A 17,419-nucleotide genomic window follows, 5' to 3' on the forward strand; every position below is an offset into this window, starting at 1 on the left:
GGGGCCGGTCGTCTCCGAAGTCCGAACCGCGGGCTCGCGCCTTACTGCAGGCGGAACGCGGTGAGCTCGCCGTTGACGTTCTGCACGATCGCGATGCCGTCGGCGACTACCGGGGCCGCCTTCACGGCCTTGCCGCCGACGCGCTCGCGCGCGGCGAACTCGCCGTTGTCGAGCTTGAGCCAGTGCACGTAGCCGTCGAAATCGGCGACCACGGCGAAATCGCCCTGCACCGCCGCGCCCGTCACGTTGCGCCGGGCCAGCGCCGGCTGCTGCCACATGGCCGCGCCGCTGTTCTTGTCGAGGCCGAAGACGGCGCCGCTCGGATCGGTCACGACCAGGCGGTCGGGCGCCAGGCCGATGCGGCCCGCGCCGCCGTGCTCGGACGACCACATGGGGCGGCCGCTGGGCGCGTCGATGGCCAGCGTCTGCTTCTTGAAGCTGGTGGCGAACAGCGTGGTGCCGTCCAGCACCGGCGTGCCGTCGACGTCGGCCATGCGATCCAGTTCGGTGCGGCCTTCGGCCTGCGCGACCGGCTGCTCCCACATCGGGCGACCATCGGCCGCCGCCAGTGCGGAGACGGTGCCGTCGTCGTTGCCGATGAAGACGAAGCCCGGGCCGAGCACCGGACCGTCGTTGCCGCGCACCGACAGCATCGGGACTTCCTGCACCCAGAACCAGCGGCGCTCGCCGCTGGCGGCGTCGAAGGCGGTGACGCGGCCGTCATTGGAACGCACGAACACGGTGTTCATGCCGATGGCCGGGGCCGCGATGACCTCGTTGGGCACGCGGGCCTGCCACTTCTCTTCGCCGGTGCTGGCGTCGAGCGCGATGACTTCGCCGTCCAGGCCGCCGATCACGACCAGGCCCTCGCCCACGCCGGGGCCTCCGGACAGGCGCAGGTTGGCCTTCTTGTCGGGGCGGTATTCCCAGATCTGCTTGCCGGTCTGCAGGTCGAAGGCGTGCACGCCGCCTTCGATGGCCGCCGCGAACACGCGACCGTCGGCCACGGCCGGGCCCTGGCCCACGCCGATGCGGTCTTCGCCCTTGCCGGCGTTGGCCGACCAGATCTTCTGGACCGTCACCGACGGGGTGATGTCGGTCAGCTCGGCCGGTTCGTTCGGCTTGCCGTCGTCCTTCTTCTTGTCGCCGCCGAACCAGCCCTTGATAGTCGAGCAGCCGGCGAGCGAGGCCGCGCACAGCAGCACGACGGAGGTACGCAGCAGCATGGAGCGGTGCTTCATCAGGACTTGGCCTCGGGCTTGGCGGGCGCGCCGCCGACTTCGGTGAGCTTGAGTTCGAGCAGGCGGCGATGCGGCGAGGCCACGTCGAGTTTCGCCATCGCTTCGGCGTACGCGGTGCGTGCCTGCTCCTTCTGGCCGAGCGCCAGGTGCGCGTCGCCGCGCACTTCGATGCCCGACGCCGTGTCGGCGTCGGCCACCAGCTTCAGCGCGGCATCGGCCTGCTTCTTCTCGATGAGCAGGCGCGCGATGCGCTGCTCGACGATCTGCGCGACCGCCGGGTCTTCGGTCCTGATGCCCTGCAACGTCGCGAGCGCCGCGTCGTTCTGCTTCGCATCGACCTGCGAGCGGGCGAGTTCGAGCGCGGCCAGCGCGCGGTAGCTGGAACCTTCGGCCAGTGCCTTGACCTTGGCTTGCGCCGAGGCGTCCTTCGCGTCGATGGCGTCGATGGCCTGCTGGTACTGCGTGGCCATGTCCATGCGCTGCTGTTCGTGGCGCTGGTCCCACCACTTCCAGCCGCCGATGGCCGCCAGGCCCAGGGCGATGCCGCCGATCAGGCCCGCGCCGTTGTTGCGCAGCCACTGGAGGACGCGTTCGCTTTGTTCGTGTTCGTCGAGAAGGTCGTCAATCGCCATCTGGTGGCTGCCGTACTCTGTGGCCCGCCGCGGTGGCGGGAATCCAATAGGAGCATCGGCCCGCATGGCGGGCCGGTGCAGTGAGGATTTCCCAATCCGCCGGTCAATCGCCCGGCGTGAGGGAACCGTCAGAGGATAGCGTAAAGCGCGCCACGTTCGCGCGGCTGAACGGCGCCAGATCGACCGTCCTGCCCGCGTGGCGGACTTCCACGGCGGAAGAATTTCCCAGCACCACGCGCGAAACCTCGCCTGCGGCGTAGGTGCGTTGCTGGCCGGTGCCAAGCTCGCCGCTTTCGATCACGCGGCCATCGGCGCCGCGCACTTCCACCCAGCTGTTGCCGATGAAGTTGAGCGCCAGCGCGGGTTGCGTCGCCGCGGGCGCGGGCGTCGGCAACGTCGCCATCGAGGCGACCAGCGGCGTGCGATGCACCGGCGCCGGCGCGGCCGGTTGGGCATTGTTCGCAGGCGCGGCCGGCGCGCTCGCCACGTCGAGCGATTCGACCTTGGCGTCGTCCTTCTTGAGCTCACGGGAAGCCATCCAGATCGGCACCGCGATGGCCGCGGTCAGCACGATGTAGATCGCACGGCGCGTGGCCTGCTCGAACACGCGGCGATAGCGCGGCGTGTGGGTGTGGCTGACGAGCTCGGACGGCGCGATCGGACGCGCGCCCTGGCCGAGCTCCTCGTCGAATTTGACGCCGAGCAGGCGCGCATAGCTGCGCAGCTGCCCGCGTACGAAGACCGGTGCGCCCAGCTGGCTCGAATCCCCGGATTCGAGTTGCCGGATCACCTTGACCGGAATCTTCAGGCTGGCGGCGACGTCCTCCTGCGACAGTCCCGCCTCCTCGCGGGCCTGCTTCAGGCGCACGCCGATGCTGGCGCCCATTTCAGGCGCGACGTTGTTCGAGTTCATCGCTTTCCGTCATCCCCCATGCCGGAGCCCCGCGTCTGCGGGAACTCCGCCCTCATTCGCTGAACGTATCTTGCGGCGGCTGCCGTGTCGCCGAGTTTCTCTTCGATTTGTGACGCAAGCTGCAACGCCTCGGGGTCGGGTGGTGCTGCCGAGAGGCGGCGCTCGGAGAATGCGCGCGCTTCGAAGGCGTTTCCTTGACGGAACTCAAGCTCCGCCAGGGCGCCCAGTGCGGTGGCGTTGCCTGGGTCCAACTGGATCGCGCGGCGCAGATCGCGGCGGGCGCGGTCGTCCTGGCCGGCGCGCGCGGCGCAGCTGCCGGAGTTGGCCAGCGCCACGGCCGGCGTCGCATAACGGGGGTCCTGCAAGGCGCGGTCGAACCATGCCAGCGACTCGGCCGTCTTCCCTTCCCTGCACAGCCAGACGCCGTAGTTGTTCTGCACGGCGCCGTTGTCCGGGCCGAGTTCGGCGGCGCGAAGGTAATGGCGGCCGGCTTCGGCCGAGTCGCCGCGGCGCGCGGCGGCCACGGCCAGCACGGTTTCGGCGTCGACGGAGTTCGGATCGATCCGGAGCGCCTTCCGGGCTTCCGTCTCGGCCGCGGCGTAATCGCCGCTCATCAGGCGGAGCTGGGCCACTTCGAGCGTGCGGCTGGCGGCGATCGCGTCCTTGTTGCGCGCGTTGCCGCTGACGTTGACCTCGGGCGTGGTCCGCTCGAAGTCCTGGCGCTTGAAGTCCTGCCGGACGAAGGTCATGCGGCTGCACGCGCTGGTCGCCAGCACCGCGACCGCCAGGACGGTCGTGATCGTGAGGCTCAGCGGGCGACCGCGGACGTCCATGGCTAGCGGGCTCCTGACATTACGCAGCCTCGTTCCCGAGACCTTGCGCCTGCAATCGTTTGTTGAATTCCGCCTGGCGTCGGGTGCGGTCCATGACCTGCCCCTTGAGCTGGCCGCAGGCGGCGTCGATGTCGTCGCCGCGCGTCCGCCGCACCGGGGCGATCATGCCCGCTTCGTTGAGCAGCTTCTGGAACGCGCGGATGGCCGCGTCGTCCGGACGCTCGAAGCGCGTGCCCGGGAACGGATTGAACGGGATGAGGTTGACCTTCGCCGCGTCCTTCATCTGCACGGCGTTGTCGAACTGGCGCATCAGGCGCAGCAGCTGGCGTGCGTGCTGCGGCTGGTCGTTCACGCCCTTCATGAGCGTGTACTCGAACGTCACCGACGTGCCGCGCTTGCGCAGCGCGTAGCGCACGCAGGCGTCCATCAGCTGTTCGATGGGGTACTTCTTGTTGAGCGGCACCAGCTCGCTGCGCAGCTCGTCGTTGGGCGCATGCAGCGACACGGCGAGCGAGACGTCGCTCTCCAGCGCGAGGCGGTCGATCATCGGCACCATGCCGGCGGTCGACAGCGTGACGCGCTTGTTCGCAAGGCCATAGCCGAGGTCGTCGCGCATGATGCTCATCGCGCGCACGACGTTGTCGAAATTCGCCAGCGGCTCGCCCATGCCCATCATCACCACGTTGGTGAGGCGGCGCTGCTGGTGCGGCACGTTGCCCAGGTGACGCGCGGCGACCCACACCTGGCCGATGATCTCGGCGGTGGACAGGTTGCGGTTGAAGCCCTGGGTGGCGGTGGAACAGAACTGGCAGTTGAGCGCGCAGCCCACCTGCGACGACACGCACAGCGTGCCGCGCCCCTTGTCGGGGATGTAGACGGTCTCGATGGCGTTCTTCGGGTCCATGCCGAGCAGCCACTTGTGCGTGCCGTCGGTGGACGCCTTGTCGAACACGACCTGCGGCACACGCACTTCGGCGCTGGCTTCGAGCTTGGCGCGCAGCGCCTTGCCCAGGTCGGTCATCTCGGCGAAGTCGGTCACGTACCGGTGATGGATCCACTTCATCACCTGGTGCGCGCGGAACTTCTTCTCGCCGAGCGTCTCTTCGAAGAAACGCTCGAGCGAAGCGCGGTCGAGGTCGAAGAGGTTCATCTTCCCCTCGCCCGCGCCCTTCGCGGCCACGCCTGCTTCCACGCGCGCAGCCGAGTCCGTCGCGGGCGTGTCGCCAGCGAGCTGGATGTCGATGCGTTCGCGTTGCGTGGTCATGGCCGGATCTTCAGTCGCTTAGCGGGCGTACACGTCGGTCGCCGGGAAGAAGTACGCGACTTCGATCGCGGCGTTCTCCAGGCTGTCCGAACCGTGCACGGCGTTGGCATCGATGCTGTCGGCGAAGTCGGCGCGGATCGTGCCCGGCGCGGCATCCTTCGGGTTGGTTGCGCCCATCAGGTCGCGGTTCTTCAGCACGGCGCCTTCGCCTTCCAGCACCTGGATCATCACCGGGCCGGAGATCATGAACTCGACCAGCGCGTTGAAGAACGGACGCTCGCGATGCACGGCGTAGAAGCCCTCGGCTTCCTGCTTCGACAGCTGCTTCATCTTCGAGGCGACGACCTTCAGGCCGGCCTTCTCGAAGCGGGTGTAGATCTCACCGATGACGTTCTTGGCGACGGCGTCGGGCTTGATGATCGAAAGGGTGCGCTCCAGCGCCATGGAATCTCTCCGGGTAGGCGGGCCGCCGAACGTGGTGACTTGACCAGGGTTCGCGCCCGAGGATAACAGAAAAACCCGCGTACGGACGCGGGTTTAGCCCACAAGGCTCCGGTAATTCTAACGGATCGTTGGGCATTTTTGCAGGGTCTGGCGGCGGGTTTTGCGCGATGTCCGTTGACGGTTCAGGCCGCGCCGGACTAGCATCAAACAAGCGTTTGATTCAGCCACCGCAGCCGCAGGACCCACGCAGTACCCATGGCCACCACTGCCCACTTCTCCACCAAGGACCGGATCCTTGGCGCCGCCGAGGAACTGTTCGCCCAGTTCGGTTTCACCGGCACCTCCCTTCGCCAGGTCACCAGCCGCGCCGACGTCAACATCGCGGCGGTGAACTACCACTTCGGCAGCAAGGAGAACCTCGTCAACGAGGTCTTCCGCCGCCGCATGGACGACATGAGCGCCCAGCGCCTCGGCGCGCTGAAAACCGCGCTGGAAACGCATCCGGGCGAGCTCGAGCCGATCCTGGCCGCGTTCGTCCAGCCCGCGCTGGCGATGGCGCAGGACCGCCACGGCGGCGGCGCCTTCGTGCGCGTGGTCGCCCGTGCCTACGCCGAGAAGAACGACCGCCTGCGCAAGTTCCTGTCCGACCACTACGGCCACGTGCTGCGCGAGTTCGCCAAGGCGATCGCCGGCTGCGTGCCCGGCCTGAGCAAGGAGGAGCTGTACTGGCGCCTCGACTTCCTGGCCGGTTCGCTGACCTACGCGATGGCCGATTTCGGCCTGATCAAGCGACCCGCCGGTGTCACCGAGGCGGCCCATCGTGAGCGCGCGGCCCGCGAGCTGATCCGCTTCGCCGCGGCCGGCTTCAAGTCCTGATTCGTTGAAACCCACGCTTCAAATTACTTGTTAAACAAGGATTTGCATAACATGCCTAAGAAACTGCTTGCACGCCGAGTGGCCGTGCTGGGCGCCGGTGTCATGGGTGCGCAGATCGCCGCCCACCTGACCAACGCAGGCGTCGACACCGTCCTGTTCGACCTTCCCGCCAAGGAAGGCGACCCCAACGGCGTCGTGGGCAAGGCCATCGCGAACCTGGCCAAGCTCAGCCCCGCCCCGCTCGCCAGCAAGTCGCTCGCCGAACGCATCACGCCGGCCAATTACGAGACCGGCCTGGAGCAGCTGCGCGACTGCGACCTGATCATCGAAGCCATCGCCGAGCGGATGGACTGGAAGCAGGACCTCTACAAGAAGATCGCGCCCTTCGTGTCCGAACACGCGATCCTCGCCAGCAACACCTCGGGCCTGGGCATCAACAAGCTGGCCGAGGTGCTGCCCGAGCAGCTGCGCCACCGCTTCTGCGGCGTGCACTTCTTCAACCCGCCGCGCTACATGCACTTGGCCGAGCTGATCCCGGCCAAGACCACCGACGCCGATGTGCTGACGGCGCTGGAAACCTTCCTCACCACCGCGCTCGGCAAGGGCGTGGTGATCGCCAAGGACACGCCGAACTTCATCGGCAACCGCATCGGCGTGTTCTCGATGCTGGCCGCGATGCACCACACCGAGCAGTTCGGCCTGGGCTTCGACACGGTCGACGCGCTCACCGGCCCGTCGATCGGTCGTCCGAAGTCGGCGACGTACCGCACCGCGGACGTGGTCGGCCTGGACACGATGGCGCACGTCATCAAGACGATGGCCGACACGCTGCCGGACGATCCGTGGCATCAGTACTTCAAGGCGCCCAAGTGGCTGGCGGCGTTGATCGAGAAGGGCGCGCTCGGCCAGAAGACCGGCGCGGGCGTGTACACCAAGCGTGGCAAGGACATCCTCGTGCTCGACCTGAAGGCGCAGGATTACCGCGTCTCGGCGGGCGAACTGGACGCCGAGGTCGCCGCGCTGCTGAAGGAACGCGACCCGGCGAAGAAGTTCGCCGCGCTGCGTGCGAGCCAGCATCCGCAGGCGCAGTTCCTGTGGGCGATCTTCAGGGATTCGTTCCACTACAGCGCGTATCACCTTGAATCCATAGCCGAAACCGCTCGCGACATCGACTTCGCGATGCGCTGGGGCTACGGCTGGTCGCTCGGCCCGTTCGAAACCTGGCAGTCGGCCGGCTGGAAGCAGGTCGCCGACTGGATCGCCGAGGACATCGTCGGCGGCAAGGCGATGAGCAGCGCGCCGCTGCCCGACTGGGTGTTTGACGGCCGCGACGGCGTGCACGACAAGGACGGCAGCTTCAGCCCCGCCCGCAAGGCGCAGGTGCCCCGCTCGTCCAACCCGGTCTATGCACGCCAGCGTTTCCCCGATCCGCTGCTCGGTGAGAAGTTCTCGCAGGGCCGCACGGTCTTCGAGAACGACGGCATCCGCATGTGGGCCGACGAAGGCGACGACATCGCCGTGGTCTCGTTCAAGACCAAGATGCACACGGTCAACGACCACGTGCTCAACGGCCTGCAGGAAGCCATCACCATCGCCGAGCGCGACTTCGCCGGCCTGGTGATCTGGCAGCCGAAGGAGCCGTTCTCCGCCGGCGCCGACCTGGCCGGCGCGCTCGGCCTGTTGCAGGCGGGCGACGTGAAGGGCTTCGAGGCGATGGTCGCCAACTTCCAGGCCACCAGTCAGCGCATCAAGTACGCGCTGGTGCCGGTCGTCACGGCCGTGCGCGGCCTGGCGCTGGGCGGCGGTTGCGAGTTCCAGATGCATTCGGCCAAGGCCGTGTTCGCGCTGGAAAGCTACATCGGCCTGGTCGAAGCGGGCGTCGGCCTGCTGCCCGCCGGCGGTGGCCTGAAGGAATTCGCGGTGCGCGCCTCCGAAGCCGCTGTCCCGGGCGGCGACGTGTTCGCGCAGCTCAAGACGGCGTTCGAAAGCGTCGCGATGGGCAAGGTGTCGGCGTCGGCGTTCGAGGCGAAGGAGCTCAAGCTCGCGCGCGAAGGCGATGCGGTCGTCTTCAACGCATTCGAACTGCTGCATGTGGCCAAGGCGCAGGCACGCGCACTGGCCGAATCCGGCTACCGCCCGCCCCTGCCCGCGCGCCGCATCCAGGTCGCCGGCGACGTCGGCATCGCGACCTTCAAGATGATGCTGGTCAACATGCTGGAGGGCCGCTTCATCTCGCCGCACGACTACGAGATCGCCACCCGCATCGCCACGGTGATGTGCGGCGGTGAAGTCGACCGCGGCGCGATCGTCGACGAGGAATGGCTGCTGAGGCTCGAACGCGAACACTTCGTCGCGCTCGCACAGATGCCCAAGACGCAGGAACGCATCGCGCACATGCTCAAGACCGGCAAGCCGCTGCGTAACTGAAGCGGCCGTGATTCGTGATTCGGGATTCGTGATTGGGCAAAGCAACATCGGCCGTCACGAAGTCCGTTTCCCACGAATCACGAATCACCAATCACGAATCACGCTTTGGAAAGAACCATGACCAAGCAAGTTCAAGACGCCTACATCGTCGCCGCCACCCGCACCCCGGTCGGCAAGGCGCCGCGCGGCGTGTTCCGCAACACCCGTCCCGACGAAATGCTCGCCCACGTGCTCAAGTCCGTGGTCGCGCAGGCACCGGGCATCGACCTGCGCCGCATCGACGACGCGATCATCGGCTGCGCCATGCCCGAGGGCGAGCAAGGCATGAACGTGGCGCGCATCGGCGCGCTGCTCGCCGGCCTGCCGAACACCATCGCCGCGCAGACGATCAACCGTTTCTGCTCGTCGGGCCTGCAGGCCGTGGCGATGGCGGCCGACCAGATCCGCCTTGGCAACGCCGACCTGATGCTCGCCGGCGGCACCGAATCGATGTCGATGGTGCCGATGATGGGCAACAAGGTGGCACTGAGCCCGCAGGTGTTCGCGAAGGACGAGAACGTCGCGATCGCCTACGGCATGGGCATCACCGCCGAGAAGGTCGCCGAGGAATGGAAGGTCTCGCGCGAGGAACAGGACGCCTTCGCGCTGGCCTCGCACCAGAAGGCCATCGCGGCGATCCAGGCCGGCGAGTTCAAGTCGGAGATCACGCCGTATGAAGTGATCTCACGCATTCCGGACCTTGCCGGCAACGCGGTGCGCGTGAAGAAGTCGATCGTCGAGATCGACGAGGGCCCGCGCCCGGATTCGTCCATCGAAGGCCTCGCCAAGCTCAAGCCGGTGTTCCGCAACGGCCAGTTCGGCGGCAGCGTCACCGCGGGCAACAGCTCGCAGATGAGCGACGGCGCGGCCGGCGTGCTGCTGGCGTCCGAGCAGGCGATCAAGGACTACGGCCTGACGCCGCTGGCGCGCTTCGTGAGCTTCTCGGTCGCCGGCGTGCGCCCGGAAGTGATGGGCATCGGCCCGATCGCGGCGATCCCGAAGGCGCTCAAGCAGGCGGGCCTGACGAAGGACCAGCTGGACTGGATCGAGCTCAATGAAGCCTTCGCCGCGCAGGCGCTGGCCGTCATTCGCGACAGCGGCCTGGATCCGTCGAAGGTCAATCCGCTCGGCGGCGCGATCGCGCTGGGTCACCCGCTCGGTGCGACCGGTGCGATCCGCACCGCGACCATCGTGCACGGCCTGCGTCGCCGCCAGCAGAAGTACGGCATGGTGACCATGTGCATCGGCACCGGCATGGGCGCGGCCGGCATTTTCGAAGCCCTCTGACTCACCCTGCGGACAGCAAAAAAGGGCAGCCTCCGGGCTGCCCTTTTTCGTTCGCGGGTCAGGCCGCCTTCTCGCGATTTTCACGTCCCTGTCGCGCAGCTGAGCCCAGCATCGCAGCGCGTCGTCGTGTTCGCGGCGTCGGCGCGGCGTCGGCACGTCCATTGGATGCGGCGCCCTTGTTCGTTCCGTTCGTCATTTCGACAAGGAGAACGCTCATGTCCCTGCGCAATCTCGCCGGCCTCACGCTGGCCCTGCTGTTTTCGCTATCGATCGCCGCTTGCCGGACGACCACGCCCGGTTCGATGCAAGGCGCCGTGGAGGTGCGCTCGGGCGTGATCGAACAGATCACCGACGTGCAGATTTCCAACACCAAGACGCGAGGTCTCGGTGCAGTGGTCGGCGGCGCGCTCGGCCTGGGCGTGGGCAGCCTGATCGGCGGCGGCACCGGACGCGACGTGGCCATGGTCCTCGGCACCATCGGCGGCGCCGTCACCGGCAGCACGGTGCAGCGGCGCAACCAGGCACCCGTCCCGGGGCAGGACATCATCGTGCGGCTCACCAATGGCGTGCTCGTGTCGGTCACGCAGGAGCCGACCAACCTGCGCGTCGGGCAGAAGGTCTTCATCCAGGGAAGCGGCGAAGAAGCCCGCGTGACGCCTGCGAAATAACGCGCATCCGCATGACGAAAGGGGCGGCCGGGTGGCCGCCTCCTTCACGACGCCGCGCTCAGGCCAGGCGCGTTCCGTTCGGTACCGGTCGTTCGATCGTGGTGATGACCACGCCCTCCTCCGTCGGAAAGCCCGTCAGCAGGAATTCCGAAATGAAGGGGCCCACCTGCTTGGGCGGGAAGTTGATCACGCCCACGATCTGCCGGCCGACCAGGTCGTCCGCCGAATACAGGTGCTTCACCTGTGCACTCGTCTTGCGCACGCCGTGCGGGCCGAAATCGACCCAGAGCTTCCACGCCGGCTTGCGCGCCTCGGGGAACTCCTCCACCCGCTGCACCGTGCCGGCGCAGAGCATCACCTTCTCGAAATCCGCCCAGCTGATCGTTCCGCTCATCCTGCCCTCGCCCGTTCCACCCGGTCCTTCCACTCGTCCTTGAACTCGGCCCACCAGTAACTCAACTGCGCGCCGACGAAGCCGACCGGCTTGATCGCCGACACCAGCCCGTAGTCGCTGAGTTCGCGCCAGCGCGGATCGCCGTTCGCGATCGCACTGGCCAGAAGCTCGCCCGCGAACGTCGTCGGCGCCACGCCGTGGCCACCGAACGCCTGCGCCAGCCACAGCCCGTCGTCGATCGCGCCGATCTGCGGCATCTGGTGGCGCGCGTAGCTCATCAGGCCCGACCACGCATGATCGATGCGTACGCCGTCCAGCTGCGGGAAGACCTTGAGCATGTCGCGGTACAACACCGCTTCGACCTCCGCCGGCGAGCGGTCCAGCACCGAGATGCGACCGCCCCACAGCAGGCGCGTGTCGGGCAGCGGGCGATAGTAGTCGAAGGCGAAACGCGTGTCGTACACGGCCGCCCGCGTGGTCATGACGTCGTCGAGGCGCGCGCCCAGCGGCTGCGTCACCATCACGTAGGTGGCGATCGGCAATACGCCGGCATCCACCTCCGCGCGCAATCCGGCGAGGTAGCCGCCGCACGCGAGCACGACCAGGTCGGCTTCCACCACGCCTTCCGGCGTGCGCACGCGCCAGCCGGGGCCGGCACGCTCCAGCGCGACGGCCGGTGTCTGTTCGTGGATCGCGACGCCCTGCGCCATCGCGGCGCGTGCGATGCCGCGCGCGTATTTCAGCGGATGGAAGTGGAACGCCCGGGGTTCGAACAGGCCGTCGTGATAGCGCTGCGTGTGCACGAGCGAACGCAGGCGCTCGCGCGGCATCCATTCCCAGTGGACGCCGAATTGCTGTTCCAGCAGGTGCTGGCGCTCGCGCAGCACCTGCGGGTCGCGGAACCAGTTCGCCCAGAGCACGCCCGCATCGACGCGATCGCAGTCGATGGCGTAGCGATCGGTACGCGCGCGGATGAGCTCGACCGCGTCGGTCGTTCCCGAATACAGTAGGCGCGCGCGTTCGGGGCCAAGGTCCTGCAGCAGGCTGTCCTCGCCGCGCGAGAAACCGCCGAACACGAAACCGCCGTTGCGCCCGGACGCACCGAACCCGACGCGTTCCGATTCGAGAAGCACCACGTCGCGCACGCCGCGCTCGGCCAGTCCCAGCGCGGTGTTCAGGCCGGCGAAACCGCCGCCGACGACGCACACGCTGGCGGCGACCGGCCCACGCAACGGTCCGAACCCGAGTTCGCGCTCGGGAACGGTCGCCAGGTAATAACTGGTGTCCGGGCCGCTCATGCCATCGAACCTTGGCGGCGATCGGGACGACGCCGCTTGCTTCCCCGAAGTCTAGCGGCGAAGGCGCCGAGTGGCGGCGCCCGAAGGTCGCGCGTCGCTCAGTTGAGCTCTTCGACGCCGAGTTCGGACAGCGCGTTCGCCATCAGCTGGCGTGCCGAGTCGCTGAGCTTCTCGTGGTCCAGCGCGTAGCGGATCGTCGCCTCCACCAGGCCGATGTGCGTGCCGCAATCGAAACGCGTGCCTTGGAAACGGTAGGCATTGACCGCCTCTTCCTCCAGCAGCGCGGCGATGGCGTCGGTCAGCTGGATCTCGCCGCCGGCGCCCGGCGTAGTCGATTCCAGCAACGAGAAGATGCGCGGATTCAGCACGTAGCGACCGACCACGGCGAGATTGCTCGGCGCGACTTCGGGCTTGGGCTTCTCGACGATGGCGCGGATCCGGCCCTGGCGCTTCTCGAAATTCTCGGTGGCGACGATGCCGTAGCTGGCGGTCTGCTCGCGCGGCACGTCCTGCACGGCGATCATGCTCGCACCCGAGGCTTCGGCTGCGTCGGCCATCTGCTTGAGCGCGCCGGGGCCACGATTCCAGATGAGGTCGTCGGGCAGCAGCACGGCGAACGGTTCGTCGCCGATCACCGACTTGGCGCACAGCACCGCATGCCCAAGGCCCAGCGCCTCGGCCTGCGTGACGAACACGGCACGCACGCCTTCGGGCAGCACGTTGCGCACCAGTTCCAGCTGTTCGGTCTTGCCGCTGCGCTCGAGCTTCTGTTCCAGCTCGTAGGCCTTGTCGAAGTAGTCGGCGACGGCGTGCTTGTAACGGTTGGTCACGAACACCAGCGTGTCGCAACCGGCCTCGATGGCTTCATCGACCGCGTACTGGATCAGCGGCCGGTCGATGATCGGCAGCATCTCCTTGGGAACGGTCTTGGTGGCGGGAAGAAAGCGGGTGCCGAGGCCGGCGACCGGGAAAACAGCCTTGCGAATACGTGCGGACATCAAACCTTCCTGGCGTTGCGGGCGGGAAAGGCCACCACTGTGGCCGATTCCTGGTAATCCGGATGTGTACCGACCGGCTGGAATTCAGGGACGGCCATCCGCAGGAGGTGGTTGAGCTGGTCCAGGTCGTACCGGGCGCTGGCTTCGCGCAGCTGCCCAAGGGCGTTGTCCAGGTGCGTCGCCGAGACGTCGCGCGGCTCGGCCTGGAGGATCTTCGGGTGCGCGGTCTGACGGTACCGCTCGTCCGCGTGGAAGAGCGTTTCGTGCAGCTTTTCGCCGGGGCGCAGGCCGGTGTAGACGATGGCGATGTCGCGGCCCGGCAGCTTGCCGGCGAGGCGGATCATCTGTTCGGCGAGCAGCCTGATCGGCACCGGCTCGCCCATGTCGAGCGTGTAGATGGCTTCGTGCGTGCCCAGCGCGGAGGCCTGCAGAATCAGCTGGCAGGCTTCCGGAATGGTCATGAAGAAGCGGGTCACTTCCGGATCGGTCACGGTGACCGGACCGCCGGCGCGGATCTGCTCGCGGAACAGCGGCACCACGCTGCCGGCCGAGTCCAGCACGTTGCCGAAGCGCACGGTGACGAACCGCGTCGCGTGCTGCCCGGCCAGCGCCTGGCAGGCCATCTCGGCCAGGCGCTTGGTCGCACCGAGCACGTTGACCGGATCGACCGCCTTGTCGGTGGAGATCAGCACGAAGGTGCCGACGTCGGCTTGGCAACAGGCGCGCGCGACGGTTTCCGTCGCCAGCGAGTTGTTACGCACGGCCTCGCGCAATTGCAGTTCTAGCAGCGGCACCTGCTTGTAGGCGGCGGCATGGAAGACGGCATCGGGTTCGGCACGTGCGAGCGCGTGGGCGATCACCGCCGGGTCGCCACAGTCGCCCAGGATGGCGATGTATTCCACGTCGGGGAAATCGCGCTTCAACGCGGCTTCGGTGGTGGTGAGCGCGAGCTCGTCTACTTCGATCAGCGCGATGCGGCGCGCACCGTGGCGCGCGCACTGCCGGCACAGTTCCGAACCGATCGAACCGCCGGCGCCGGTGACCAGCACCGAACGAGCACCAAGCCAGCCGCGGATCGCCTTCCAGTCCGGCAGCACCGGCTTGCGACCGAGCAGGTCCTCGATCGCCACTTCCTTCAGTTCGCCGGGCAGCGAACGGCCTTCGAGCACGTCCTGCAGCTTCGGCACCATGCGGAACGGAAGACCGGTGCGCTCGCACGAGACGACCACGCGTTGCAGCGCGTTGGCATCGGCCGAGGGCATGGCGATCACCAGCAGCTTCGCCGCGGTTTCGCGCGCGATCTCGGCGACGTCCTGCACGCGCCCGAGCACCGGCACGCCCTGCACCTTGCTGCCGCGCAGGCGCACGGCATCGTCGAGGAAGCCGACCGGCTGGTAGGTACCCGAACGACGCAGGTCGCGCACGAGCGCTTCGCCCGCGTGACCGGCACCGAGGATCAGGATGCGCACCGACGACTTGGAAGCCGATTCGACGCGGCTGTCCTTCCACGCGCGGTACAGCAGGCGCGGCGCGCCCAGCATGCCCATGAGGACCAGCGGATACAGCACGAGGACCGTCCGCGGCACGGTGCCGAGGCGGTTATAGAGGAACAGGCCGAGGACGATCGCAAACAGCCCGAGCACCGAGGCCTTGAGGATGTTCCACAGATCCGGCACGCCGGCGAAGCGCCACAGTCCGCGATACAGGCCGACCTGCCAGAAGACCAGCCCCTGCGCGGCGAGCACCAGCACGATTTCCGCCGACCACAACGGAATGGCGGGCGCATTGGTTTCGATACCCCAACGCAGGCGATGCAGCGCCTGCCAGACGACCCACACCATGGCGAGATCGTGCACGACCACCGCGAGGCGCGGCAGGCCGCTCTTCCACCGATCACGCCATGAGCTCATCCTTCGCCCCTTTTGTTTGTTTCAGACTGCCAGTTATTCAATCAGGAAGCTGCGCCCGGAAACTTCTTCTGCAGGACCAGCCAAAAAAAAGCGCAGCACATATACCACGCGATCGTGGTACCGGCGATGAAGAACGCATCACGCGGTACACCCCCCCAGCTTGCGATTATGACCAGTAGCGAAACGGCCGCATAGCATGCAGTGACCCGGGCGTGACCGGCCGCACGGGACCACCCCTGGTAGGCATGCTGGGTATGCGGCGTCCACCAGCGTTCGCCCCGCAGGAGACGGCGCAGCAAGGTCAGGCTGGCATCGACGAGAAACACGGAAACCGGCAGCAGGACAAGCGCGAATTTCTCACCCAGCCGGGCGCCGGCCACGACGCACAGCGCGCCCAGCGCGAACCCGATCGCACCGCTGCCGACGTCGCCCATGAAGATGCGGGCGCGCGGAAAATTGAACGGCAGGAACCCCGCGCAGGCCGCCGCCAGCGCCAACGCGAGCAGGCCCCATGCGCCGCCGGCCAGCCACGCCAGCCCCACGGCGGCGATCAGCGCCTGGCTCGCGGCCAGGCCGTTGATTCCGTCCATGAAGTTCCAGACGTTGGTCAGCACCAGCGTGGCGACGAAGGCCGCAAGCGCAAGCCACACCGAGTCGTACAGGTCGCCGACGACCAGCGCGAACAGCCCCGACGCGACCACGTGCACGCCGAGGCGGAGCCACGGCGAGAGCGGCCGATGGTCGTCCACCCAGCCGATGCCCGCGACCATCAGCAGGCCCACGCCGAAGGCCAGCATCAGCGGCGCCTGCGCCGGCTGTCGCAGGCCGAGCGCGACCGCCGCGACCAGCAAGGCAATGACGATCGCGATGCCACCGCCGCGCGGCGTCGCCACGCTGTGGCTGCGCCGTTCGCCCGGCTGGTCGATCAACGATTGCCTGAGGGCATAACGGCGTGCGAGCCACGTGCCCGCGACGCCGATGCAGAAGTGCACCGCCAGCCATTCGAGCATGCGATCAGACCACTGCGTAATTGAGCAGCGGCTTGATCGTGCCCCACTCCTTGCAGCTCGGGCACTGCCAGTGATGGCTGCGCGCGCCGAAGCCGCAACGGTTGCAGCGGTAGCTCGGGTTGCGCACCAGCAACTGGTCGGTGATGTGTTTGAGGTCGTGCAGCGTCGCGGCCGGATCGGCGCCTTCGGCCAGGGTCAGGTCGATCAGCGCCGCTTCGCCACGCACGGAGGGGCGATCCTTCAGCTGGCGCGCAAGATACGCACGCGCCGCCGGAACGCCCTCCTCGCCTTCGACCATGCGCGTGAGCGCGAGCACCGGCGCGATGCCGCGATAGTGTTCGGTCATCTCGGCGAGGAACGCACGCGCACCGGTCGCGTCGCCGACGCGCGCGTAGCAGTCCAGCAGAGCCGGCAGGATTTCCGGCAGGTAGTCGGGGTCGACGCGCGCCACGCGTTCGAAGGCGCGGATCGCGCCGGCGTCGTTACCGGCATCCACTTCCAGGCGGCCTTCGATCATGCCCGCGCGCACGGAGTTCGCGTCGGCCTCGTACGCGCGCTTGACCGCTTCGCGCGCGGCATCGGTTTCGCCGGCGGCACGGTGGCGGTCGGCGAGCTCGCATTCGAACTGCGCGATGAGCTTGCCCATCGGCTCGCCGGTGGCTTCCTCGTAGCGACGCGCGTTCTCGATGGCCTTGTCCCAGTCGCGTTCGGACTGGTAGATGCCGATGAGATGGCGCAGCGCGAGCGGCGCGCGCATGTCGAGTGCGACCAGATCAGAAAACACGGTTTCGGCGCGATCGAGCAGGCCCGAGCGCATGTAGTCCTCGCCCAGCGCGAGCAGCGCCTGCACCCGCTGCTGGTCGCTCAGGCCGGGACGCTGCACGAGCGCCTGGTGCAGGCGGATCGCGCGATCCACTTCGCCACGACGGCGGAACAGATGGCCGAGCGCGACCTGCGTCTCGAAGGTGTCCTTGTCGAGTTCGGCGATGTGCAGGAACAGCTCGATCGCCTTGTCGGGCTGTTCGTTGAGCAGGTAATTCAGGCCACGGAAGTAGGTCGTCGACAACCGGCTGACCTGCGTGTCGCTGTGTCGCTCGCCGCCACGACGGCCGATGATCCAGCCGCTGACGGCCGCGATGGGCAGCAGGAGGAAGAACCAGAACCACTCACTGATGAAAGCCATGC

General features: G+C 67.7%; 16 protein-coding genes. 4 read left to right on the top strand and 12 right to left on the bottom strand.

What is annotated here, in order from left to right; genetic code table 11:
• Nucleotides 1-41: 41 nt before the first annotated feature.
• From bamB to ndk, 6 genes are all read right to left on the bottom strand, one after another.
• Nucleotides 42-1,241, bottom strand: coding sequence for an outer membrane protein assembly factor BamB (gene bamB / locus I4U41_RS00765; protein ID WP_206858814.1), 1,200 nt, complete (start codon nt 1,239-1,241; stop codon nt 42-44).
• On the bottom strand, nt 1,241-1,873 hold the full coding sequence (locus I4U41_RS00770) for a YfgM family protein (RefSeq protein ID WP_206858815.1): 633 nt from the start codon (nt 1,871-1,873) through the stop codon (nt 1,241-1,243). Before I4U41_RS00770 ends, bamB begins: the two co-directional genes overlap by 1 nt.
• 103 nt (nt 1,874-1,976) lie before the next feature.
• A complete protein-coding gene (locus I4U41_RS00775; protein WP_206858816.1) occupies nt 1,977-2,786 on the bottom strand; it encodes a helix-turn-helix domain-containing protein in 810 nt (269 codons plus the stop codon).
• Nucleotides 2,783-3,619 carry a type IV pilus biogenesis/stability protein PilW gene (gene pilW / locus I4U41_RS00780; protein ID WP_206858820.1) on the bottom strand — a complete coding sequence of 279 codons (837 nt, stop codon included), beginning with the start codon at nt 3,617-3,619 and terminating at the stop codon, nt 2,783-2,785. Before pilW ends, I4U41_RS00775 begins: the two co-directional genes overlap by 4 nt.
• Before the next feature lie 19 nt (nt 3,620-3,638).
• The gene (gene rlmN / locus I4U41_RS00785; protein ID WP_242524949.1) at nt 3,639-4,769 is read right to left on the bottom strand and encodes a dual-specificity RNA methyltransferase RlmN; all 1,131 of its coding nucleotides are present in this window, start codon (nt 4,767-4,769) and stop codon (nt 3,639-3,641) included.
• Between the two features lie 132 nt (nt 4,770-4,901).
• A complete protein-coding gene (gene ndk / locus I4U41_RS00790; RefSeq protein ID WP_115840500.1) occupies nt 4,902-5,327 on the bottom strand; it encodes a nucleoside-diphosphate kinase in 426 nt (141 codons plus the stop codon).
• Nucleotides 5,328-5,582: 255 nt separating this feature from the next.
• Here ndk and I4U41_RS00795 point away from each other — a divergent pair, with 255 nt between their 5' ends.
• The 4 genes from I4U41_RS00795 to I4U41_RS00810 all read left to right on the top strand — a co-directional run bounded on the left by I4U41_RS00795 (nt 5,583) and on the right by I4U41_RS00810 (nt 10,624).
• Entirely contained in the window at nt 5,583-6,203 is a 621-nt protein-coding gene (locus I4U41_RS00795) for a TetR/AcrR family transcriptional regulator (protein WP_115840501.1), read from the top strand.
• Nucleotides 6,204-6,254: 51 nt separating this feature from the next.
• Nucleotides 6,255-8,630: a 3-hydroxyacyl-CoA dehydrogenase/enoyl-CoA hydratase family protein gene (locus I4U41_RS00800; protein ID WP_206858831.1), complete on the top strand. Its 2,376-nt coding sequence runs from the start codon at nt 6,255-6,257 to the stop codon at nt 8,628-8,630.
• Nucleotides 8,631-8,747: 117 nt separating this feature from the next.
• Entirely contained in the window at nt 8,748-9,956 is a 1,209-nt protein-coding gene (locus I4U41_RS00805; protein WP_206858833.1) for an acetyl-CoA C-acyltransferase, read from the top strand.
• 215 nt (nt 9,957-10,171) lie between these two features.
• Entirely contained in the window at nt 10,172-10,624 is a 453-nt protein-coding gene (locus I4U41_RS00810; RefSeq protein WP_206858840.1) for an outer membrane lipoprotein, read from the top strand.
• Nucleotides 10,625-10,682: 58 nt separating this feature from the next.
• Here the strand turns inward: I4U41_RS00810 and I4U41_RS00815 are convergent, their stop codons facing one another.
• The 6 genes from I4U41_RS00815 to lapB all read right to left on the bottom strand — a co-directional run bounded on the left by I4U41_RS00815 (nt 10,683) and on the right by lapB (nt 17,417).
• Nucleotides 10,683-11,018 (bottom strand): tRNA-binding protein, encoded by a 336-nt coding sequence (locus tag I4U41_RS00815; protein ID WP_206858842.1) that lies wholly within the window; start codon nt 11,016-11,018, stop codon nt 10,683-10,685.
• On the bottom strand, nt 11,015-12,316 hold the full coding sequence (locus tag I4U41_RS00820) for an NAD(P)/FAD-dependent oxidoreductase (RefSeq protein WP_206858844.1): 1,302 nt from the start codon (nt 12,314-12,316) through the stop codon (nt 11,015-11,017). The genes I4U41_RS00815 and I4U41_RS00820 overlap by 4 nt, the downstream gene beginning before the upstream one ends.
• 98 nt (nt 12,317-12,414) lie before the next feature.
• On the bottom strand, nt 12,415-13,314 hold the full coding sequence (gene galU / locus I4U41_RS00825) for a UTP--glucose-1-phosphate uridylyltransferase GalU (protein WP_206858845.1): 900 nt from the start codon (nt 13,312-13,314) through the stop codon (nt 12,415-12,417).
• On the bottom strand, nt 13,314-15,224 hold the full coding sequence (locus I4U41_RS00830; RefSeq protein WP_206858846.1) for a polysaccharide biosynthesis protein: 1,911 nt from the start codon (nt 15,222-15,224) through the stop codon (nt 13,314-13,316). The genes galU and I4U41_RS00830 overlap by 1 nt, the downstream gene beginning before the upstream one ends.
• Before the next feature lie 41 nt (nt 15,225-15,265).
• Entirely contained in the window at nt 15,266-16,234 is a 969-nt protein-coding gene (locus I4U41_RS00835) for an MraY family glycosyltransferase (RefSeq protein WP_206858847.1), read from the bottom strand.
• 4 nt (nt 16,235-16,238) lie between these two features.
• Nucleotides 16,239-17,417: a lipopolysaccharide assembly protein LapB gene (gene lapB / locus I4U41_RS00840; RefSeq protein ID WP_206858848.1), complete on the bottom strand. Its 1,179-nt coding sequence runs from the start codon at nt 17,415-17,417 to the stop codon at nt 16,239-16,241.
• Between the last annotated feature and the right edge of the window lie 2 nt (nt 17,418-17,419).

The organism is Lysobacter changpingensis (assembly GCF_017308985.1).
Lineage (GTDB): Bacteria > Pseudomonadota > Gammaproteobacteria > Xanthomonadales > Xanthomonadaceae > Lysobacter_J > Lysobacter_J changpingensis.